At 63.9% G+C, this 5230-nt stretch carries 7 protein-coding genes and 1 tRNA gene; all 8 read left to right on the top strand.

Annotation, left to right across the window (positions count from 1 at the left end):
- Positions 1 to 341 (top strand): helix-turn-helix domain-containing protein (locus QE494_RS10075; protein WP_300042941.1); only part of this gene is annotated, 341 nt, incomplete at its 5' end.
- Positions 342 to 512: 171 nt separating this feature from the next.
- Complete coding sequence (locus QE494_RS10070; RefSeq protein WP_300042938.1) at positions 513 to 1874, top strand: acyclic terpene utilization AtuA family protein; 1362 nt, start codon at positions 513 to 515, stop codon at positions 1872 to 1874.
- 23 nt (positions 1875 to 1897) lie between these two features.
- Positions 1898 to 2215: a DUF4387 domain-containing protein gene (locus QE494_RS10065; RefSeq protein ID WP_300042936.1), complete on the top strand. Its 318-nt coding sequence runs from the start codon at positions 1898 to 1900 to the stop codon at positions 2213 to 2215.
- A gap of 56 nt (positions 2216 to 2271) precedes the next feature.
- The gene (locus QE494_RS10060; protein ID WP_300042934.1) at positions 2272 to 3249 is read left to right on the top strand and encodes a tripartite tricarboxylate transporter substrate binding protein; all 978 of its coding nucleotides are present in this window, start codon (positions 2272 to 2274) and stop codon (positions 3247 to 3249) included.
- A gap of 56 nt (positions 3250 to 3305) precedes the next feature.
- Positions 3306 to 3608 (top strand): hypothetical protein, encoded by a 303-nt coding sequence (locus QE494_RS10055; protein ID WP_300042931.1) that lies wholly within the window; start codon positions 3306 to 3308, stop codon positions 3606 to 3608.
- A gap of 62 nt (positions 3609 to 3670) precedes the next feature.
- Positions 3671 to 3746: transfer RNA gene (locus tag QE494_RS10050), tRNA-Ala, on the top strand.
- 164 nt (positions 3747 to 3910) lie between these two features.
- Complete coding sequence (locus QE494_RS10045) at positions 3911 to 4477, top strand: hypothetical protein (RefSeq protein ID WP_336619436.1); 567 nt, start codon at positions 3911 to 3913, stop codon at positions 4475 to 4477.
- Between the two features lie 140 nt (positions 4478 to 4617).
- A partial coding sequence (locus QE494_RS10040; protein ID WP_300042929.1) for a sigma 54-interacting transcriptional regulator occupies positions 4618 to 5230 on the top strand: 613 nt, incomplete at its 3' end.

Here is a 5230-nt window from a genome sequence, read left to right as displayed (position 1 = left end):
GCAATGTGCGCGAGCTCGAGAACCTGATTGAGCGCATTTGCCTACTGGAGGATGGCCCACAGGTAGAACTGGAGCACCTGCCCCGGCGCATCCTGCGCCAGCTGGAGGAGGCCACTGCGCGCAGCCAGTCGCCTGCGGCTGTGGCCGCACCGATGCCCCACGCCTTGCCTGCGGAGCAGGGCTATGAAGCGGCAACCGCTGATTTTCAGCGTGCGCTGATCCGCCAGGCTCTGGATCGCTGTAGTGGGCAGTTGTCCCCGGCGGCCGAGTCACTGGGCCTGAGCCGTCATGCCTTGCGCCACCAAATGCGCAAGCTCGGGATCACTCCCACCTCGCCCTGAGCTGCGCGTGAAATGCACGCTAATTTGCGTGCATTTCACGCAAAACATGCGAGCAAGCGGGTGCGGCCAATGGAAATCCACCTGTAAGCCCTTGATCTGGAAAGCGTTTTCCTGGGCGGACGATCTGGCTTGAATATTGCGGAAGGATCTGGGTTATCCACATCGACCGCCATGCAATCCCTCAAGATCATCTGCCCCAACGGGCACCTGGGCTTCGCGCCACTTCGACCCGAGAGCTTCCAACTGGGCCTGAACGCCCGCCCTGATTACATTGCCGCCGACTCCGGCAGCGACGACGTCGGGCCAGTGCCCCTGGGCGCAGACACCTCCACCAGCCCTAAAGCCTGGCAGCGGCAAGACCTGGAGTACATGCTCTTGGCCTCGCGCCGCCTGGGGGTGCCCATGATGATCGGCTCTGCCGGCGACACCGGCTCTAACAGCCGTGTCGACTTGTACTTGGCAATGATCAAAGACATTGCCCGCCAGCATGGCCTCGCGCCATTCAAGCTCGGCTCTTTTTATTCGGAAGTGCCGCGCGAACGAGTCAGGCTGGCCCTGCGCGCGGGCCAGAAGGTGGCGGGCCTTGACGGCTATGCCGATCTGACTGAATCAGAGTTGGACGCCACCGACCGCATCGTCGCCATGGCGGGGGTTCATCCCTATGTCGCCCTCCTCCATCAAGGGGCCGACGTGATCATCGGCGGGCGCAGCTCGGACGCCGCCATCTTCGCGGCGCCGGCCCTGCACCATGGCTTCGCCGCCGACCAGGCCTACTACTTGGGCAAAGTGCTTGAATGCGCCTCCTTCTGCGCCGAGCCCTACGGCGGCAAGGAGACGGTCATGGGCGAGATCACCGCCAACGATGTGCGCGTCACGGCCATGCACCCGGACCAGCGATGCACCGTCGCCTCTGTATCCGGTCACGCGATGTATGAGCGCTCCAACCCCTACGAGGAATTCTTCGCCGGCGGCAAGCTCGACATGACCCACTGCCACTACGAGCAGCTCGACGAAAAAACGACGCGCGTGACCGGCTCGAGATTCCTCCCGGACGCCCAGGTTCGCGTGAAGCTCGAAGGCGCGGGCAAGGTCGGAGAGCGCTATGTGGGCCTGTGCGGCATTCGCGACCCCTACACCGTCGCCCATGTAGACCAGGTGATCGGCTGGGCCCGCGAGCAGGTGCGCCAACGCTTTGGCGACAGCGGCTACCAACTTCACTACAACGTCTATGGCCGCAACGGCGTGATGGGAGACCTGGAGCCCCTCAAGGACAAGCCCGGACATGAACTTTGCGTGTTCGTGCAAGGCGTGGCCCCGACGGCTGAAATGGCCGAGGAGGTCGCGATGATTGGCCTGCGCCAGATGTTCTATGCCCGCCTCCCGGACGTGAAGGGCACCGCCGGCTCCGTGGCTTTTCCGCTGGACGAAGTCTTGCACGCGAGCCCCGCCTACCGCTGGACCCTCAACCACACCTTGGCGGTGACCGACCCTATGGAATTGTTCGACACCCACCTCGTCACCGTCGGCGCCTGACCGACTTGCAAAGGACACGCACCATGGCTGCCCTCCCCCTGAACCAACTGGCCAAAACGATCCGAAGCAAGAACGCCGGGGTGAACAAGATCACCTTCGACATCATCTTTCGTGATAAGGCGTCCTATGAGCGTGTGAAGCGCTCTGGCGCGATCACCCGCGAGGCCATGGCACGCTTGTATGCCATTCCTTCCGAGCGCATCAGCGACTTTGTCGAGTACGACCCGGGCTTGGCGATCAAGTTCACCGTTTACCGCCTCCAGCCCAGTGGCAGCGCCGGCGACGGTGACATCTTCGGCGCGCAGCAGTACGCACCGCTTCTGGACCTGCCCATACCCTGATCTGCATCCAATTCCCACCCACGTGATTTCCCATGAATGAGAAAGAGGAGACCCTCATGAACCGAACCTTCACACGCTTGACCCAGGTCCTGCTCGCAACGCTTTTATGCACTGCCGCCTGGGCACAAACCGACGCTGAGCGCATTCCGGCAACCATCAAGCTCGTCGTGCCTTTTGCCCCGCGCGGCAGCAACGACGTGAACGCACGGGCCATCGCACCGGGATTGGCCAAGCGCTTGGGCACCACCATCATCATCGATAACAAGCCCGGCGCCGCAGGATCCATCGGCGCCGACGCGGTGGCCAAGGGGCCCAAGGACGGGTCGATCCTCCTGCTGACTTCCTCCACCCTGGTCACTTCGGCGGCCACCATGCCGCGCACCACGCCGTTTGATGTGAACACGGCCTTCGCGCCGCTGGCCCTGATCGGCCAAGGACCAATGCTTCTGGCTGTCTCGGCCACCACGCCGATCAAGACGCCTGCTGACTTCGTCGCGGCGGCGCGCAGCAACCCGGGTGCGATTTCGTACGGCACCTCCGGTCCGGGCTCCATCGCCCATATGAGCAGCGAGATGCTGGCCGAAGCGGCGAAGATCCAGATGCTGCACGTTCCTTACAAAGGCGCCGCCCCCGCACTGCTGGACTTAGCCTCCGGTCAGATCCAGATGATGGTGTCCAACTACTCATCTATCGTGGCCCAAATCAAGGCGGGCCGCGTGCGGCCTTTGGCAGTGACATCGCGCACGGCCAGCCCGTCCTTCCCCGACCTGCCCCCCATGGGCAACCTGGCCCCGGGCTTCTCGGCCGAGATTTGGGTCGCCGTGTTTGCACCGGCAGGGACGCCGGCTGCCTTAGTGCAGCGCCTGAACCGCGAGATCAACGAAGCGGCGCGTCAACCCGAAGTGAAGGCCCTCCTCGAAGCCGACGGCACCCTGCCTGTGGCACTGCCGCCTGCGGAAGTTGCAGCACGCATCCGCGAGGACTTTGCTGCCTGGAAGAAGATCGCTGTCGCGAAAAACATCAGCGCGGAGTGAGGCGGGGCCTCTACCTGCGCTTGAGCCAGCCAGAGACCAAGCGGCACAGCCTGCCGATGGCCATCATGCCCCAAGCAGTGGTTGTTTACGAACGGCTGCTGGCACGGCGCATGGCAGTGGGTCCCATTCGTACGAGCGACCATGTGTTCTTTCCCGAATGGCCCGTGCGGGACTCCGCCATCGTGCAGATGCGGCGGCAGTTTGATCTGGCGCTCAAACGCTCAGGCCTGAAAGTCAGTGGCAGGGGTGAGCGCAGAACGCTTTACTGCCTGCGGACCACCGCCATCAGGGAGCTGCGGCTGAATGGGAACAGTCCAGCATCCTCCCCCACCCTCAACCACTACAGTTTTTGCCTCTGAACGGTGACTACGGTGAGGCAATGGAAGCGCTCATTTCACTGGGTTAGAATTTCAGTACTCGTGGGGGGGTAGCTCAGCTGGGAGAGCGTCGCGTTCGCAATGCGAAGGTCGGGAGTTCGATCCTCCTCCTCTCCACCACAACTAATCGCCCGACTGCACGCTAGCTGCGAGCGGTAGGGCTTTTTCGTGTCTGCGGTGTTTCTTTAGATCGGCCCCGCGCACTGAAGCTGCTCATTCAATGCTGGCTCTTGGGTCTTGCGCTCCTTCATGGGAGTGTGGGGGCCAGCGAGTTGGCCTCCCGTTTGAAAGCCGGCCAACATGTGCTGCTGATGCGGCACGCCGACGCGCCCGGGTTGGGCGATCCGCGGGGATATTCGCTGAATCGCTGCGAAAGCCAGCGGCGCCTCAATGATGAAGGCCGGCGCCAGGAGACCACCGAGGCCTTCGTCGAAGCGGCACGCACGCTCCACCCACTTGTGTCGGCCTGCATGGACCCCATCCCCGAGGCGGTGGACGTGGTGATCACCCTGACCACCAGCCAGGCAGCGGTTTACGACGAAGCCCCTCGCCCGGGCCGCATCGTGGTGGGCGTGGGAGCCTTCAAGCCTGAGATGGCAGAAATCGGCGCGAACACCTTGAACGGCAGCGACCTGTACGCCGACGACCCGGTGGGCGCCCAACACGAAGCGGGTGACCTGCTGGCCGCTGGCGTGGACTGGAGCCGGATTCAGGCGCTGGGGCGATTGCTGCGCCAGCCCCATGACCACTCACGCCCGGCGGTTTTCAAAGGCGTCGGTACCGCCGCATGGGACCTGGCTGCGGCACGGGTGGCGCTGGCGCGGCTGAAGGGACAGGCGCCGCAGGCGTGACGCCATGCGGGGTCGGCAGGGCCCTGCCCACGGGGGCCTTCCACCGCGGAAAGCCGAGTTGGGTTTGGCGTTAACCTAGGCGAATGCGCAGAAGCAAGGCCCCCCCTGCCACCGACGTTTTTTTTGGCGAGCACCCCTCCATGCTCGCCCTGAACCGGATGATCGACCGGGTGGCGCGCAGCAAGGCCCACACGGTGCTCATTTACGGCGAGACCGGCACTGGCAAGAGCCTGGTGGCCCGGATGCTGCATGAACGCTCCGCCCGCGCGGCGGCGCCCTTTGTCGACATCAACTGCGCGGCCATCCCCTCCAGCTTGCTCGAGTCGGAACTCTTTGGCCATGAGAAGGGCGCGTTCACCGGCGCGATCGGACGCAAGCAAGGCCTGATCGAGGCCGCCAGCGGCGGCACTTTCTTCCTCGACGAGGTGCGCGAGCTCGATCCGGTGATGCAGGCCAAGATCCTTACCCTGCTGGACACACGCCGTATGCGCCGCGTGGGCGGGGTGCACCCGATTGAGGTCGATTTGCGCTTTATTGCTGCGACCAACAAAATCTTGCTGGGTGAGGTGACCGCCGGCAACTTCAGGGAAGACCTCTACTACCGCCTGCAGGTCATTGCGCTGAACATCCCGCCCCTGCGAGAGAGAGGGGATGACGTCTTCGCGCTGACCGAGCGCTTCATGCGCCACTACAGCCGGGAGCATGGCAGCCGCATCACGCGCCTCTCGCCCGCGGTGCGGGACGTCTTTCATC

Source organism: Ramlibacter sp. (genome assembly GCF_029866045.1).
Lineage (GTDB): Bacteria > Pseudomonadota > Gammaproteobacteria > Burkholderiales > Burkholderiaceae_C > Ramlibacter.
Note: the sequence above shows the minus strand (reverse complement) of the source record. Positions and strands in the feature narration are given on the sequence as shown.

Coding starts and splice junctions, on each gene's coding strand:
- QE494_RS10065 (WP_300042936.1), top strand. CDS start 1,898: ATGGCTGCCCTCCCCCTGAACCAACTGGCCAAAACGATCCGAAGCAAG.
- QE494_RS10060 (WP_300042934.1), top strand. CDS start 2,272: ATGAACCGAACCTTCACACGCTTGACCCAGGTCCTGCTCGCAACGCTT.
- QE494_RS10070 (WP_300042938.1), top strand. CDS start 513: ATGCAATCCCTCAAGATCATCTGCCCCAACGGGCACCTGGGCTTCGCG.
- QE494_RS10055 (WP_300042931.1), top strand. CDS start 3,306: ATGGCCATCATGCCCCAAGCAGTGGTTGTTTACGAACGGCTGCTGGCA.